The following is a 2,231-nucleotide window of genomic DNA, read 5'->3' as shown; positions in this document are numbered from 1 at the left end:
CGGCGCGCGCCGCCATCGTCTCGCGCTGCACGGGGTGCTGCGTCCATGCCCAGCGGATGATGTTCTCGCCGGGGTCGCGTCGCAGCCACGACGACGGCCGTTCCCGATTGCCGTGCCAGAGCTCCTCGCGCAGGATGCCGCGACGCAGGGTGCGGCGGACGACCCGCGCCATCACGACGAGACGGGGGTGGTCGAGCCAGACCACGATGTCGGGCCCGTCGGGGCTTCCTGGTGCGAGCAGATCGCCGAGCCGGGTGTTCCAGTTGCCGTCGATCACCCAGCCGTCGGGATGGTCCGCGACGAAGCGCCTGACGCGCGCGTGGGCCTCGGTCAGATCGCGGTACTGCCAGCCGGCATCCCAGAAGACCGCGTCCAGCTCGAGTCGGGCGAGGCCGACGTCTGCGGCCACCTGCTGCGCCAGGCGGGTCTTTCCCGATCCCGAGGTGCCGACGATGCGGATACGACGAGGAACGGGACCGTCGTCTCTGTGCACCGCCCCAGGGTAGAGGACAGGCCTCAGCGGGGCGGGTTGAGCAATCTGTCACATTTCGTCACGCGAACGCTCCGGCATCCGAGCGGTTTGACACGGTTCGTCATTCGCGGTCATACTGACGCACATGACTGACAACGCACGCTCTCTGTCCGCCGTGGAGGCGAACGGGACTGCCGCCATGATTATGGCCGGCCGTGTTGCTGTCATGTGTTGCCGAATGTGTCGCTGACACGCTGACCCGCTGGGCTCCTGCCGCCGCTGATCTGAACGCCGCGGCCGAGTCCCCGAGCACCGCGATGATCGCCCACAAGGCGACACCGGTTGCTCCGTCACCGCCCTCTCCGGGCTTCGCAGCACACATCTGAACCCCCTTCCAGGCGCTACGCCCGGGTTCTTCTCGCAAGGACTGCTCCCATGTCGAACACCGCTCTGCTCACCCGTCCCGCCTCCACCACCCCGCGGCACCTCCGCGCCGTCGAGGATGTCGCCCCGGTCGCCCCGGCGGTTCCGGCCACCCCTGCGGCTCCGGCGGCTCCCGCCGCCCGGCCCCTCCCCGCCGGCACCGCGCCGCGCGGATTCGCCCTCTACGTCGGCATCGACGAGGTCAAAGCGGCACAGGACGGCGTATCGCTGTCTGCCCTCGTGGCGGCCCTGCGGCGCACGCTCGGCGAGCTCGCACCGCACGCCGAGACCTACGCCACCGTCGCCCTCGCCCCCGCCGGTGCGGGTGGCCGTGATGTGGACGTCGTGCGCCTGGCCCTCCACGAGCCCAGCGCCGTCGCCCGCACGCAGGAGGACGAGCCCGACGAAGATGCCGCGCCCGGCGGTGTGACCGTGGACATCTCCCGCAAGCGCGTGCTGATCGACGGCGCGTCGGCGGCGTTCACCTTCAAGGAGTTCGAGCTGCTGCAGTACCTGGTGCTGCGCGAAGGCCGCACGATCGAGCGCGCTGAGCTGGTCTCGTCGCTCTGGCAGGGAACGGGTGAGGACGAGACCCCCGGCGAACGGACGATCGACGTGCACGTGCGCCGGCTGCGCGCCAAGCTCGGCCGCTACGAGGACATCGTGCGCACGGTGCGCGGTGTCGGCTACCGGTTCGACCGGCACGCCGACGTCGTGATCCGCTACGGCCACGGCAGCCCCTCCCCCGACCGCTTCTGACCGCGCCGCGCGGCATCGCGCTCGCTTCACCTGTCGCGTGTTGTCGCTTCGGCGGCGTGGAACCCGCAGCACGCGTCAGGCGAGAAGACGCCAGCCTCACGATCGCCTTCATGTAAAGGGTACTTGTCTGTAAAGTACCTTTTACATAGAAGCGACGACACGGGACGCTTCGTCCGGTGGAGAGGTGGATGACATGGATGGCAGCACGACGACGAAGAGCCGTTGGGGGCGCGCGCGATTCGGCGGAGGTTCCGCGACACTGTGGGGCACGTCGCTGATGATCGGCGTGGTCGTCTCGGCCTGCGCGGGCGGGCTCTTCGTGGCGCTGAATCCCGATGAACGAGCCGGGCTCGCTTTCGCGGTCGTCATGGCGGGGACCCTGCCCGCCGCGGCCACACTGGGCTGGGGTCTGCTCGTGGACCGCACGACGATTGCGGGAGCAGTCGCGAAACCGGACGATTCCATCGAATCCGATTGGTATCAGAAGGCGGCCGGCGGCGCCTTCCATGATGTCCTCCTCATCGGCGGGCTCGGCGCAGCGGCATTCTCATTCGCACGGATCGAGGCATCCGTCGGC

3 protein-coding genes are annotated in these 2,231 nt (G+C 69.4%); 2 read left to right on the top strand and 1 reads right to left on the bottom strand.

Annotation, left to right across the window (positions count from 1 at the left end):
* The coding region (locus tag NQ160_RS17630) for a toxin (protein ID WP_257516446.1) at nucleotides 1–493 on the bottom strand (493 nt) is incomplete at its 3' end.
* Between the two features lie 414 nt (nucleotides 494–907).
* Here NQ160_RS17630 and NQ160_RS17625 point away from each other — a divergent pair.
* Both NQ160_RS17625 and NQ160_RS17620 read left to right on the top strand, forming a co-directional pair.
* Nucleotides 908–1,654, top strand: coding sequence for a winged helix-turn-helix domain-containing protein (locus NQ160_RS17625; RefSeq protein ID WP_257516445.1), 747 nt, complete (start codon nucleotides 908–910; stop codon nucleotides 1,652–1,654).
* Between the two features lie 193 nt (nucleotides 1,655–1,847).
* The coding region (locus tag NQ160_RS17620) for a hypothetical protein (RefSeq protein WP_257516444.1) at nucleotides 1,848–2,231 on the top strand (384 nt) is incomplete at its 3' end.

This window comes from Microbacterium sp. zg.Y909 (genome assembly GCF_024626565.1).
The sequence above is the reverse complement of the archived record's forward strand: the minus strand, read 5'-3'. Positions and strand labels throughout refer to the sequence as shown.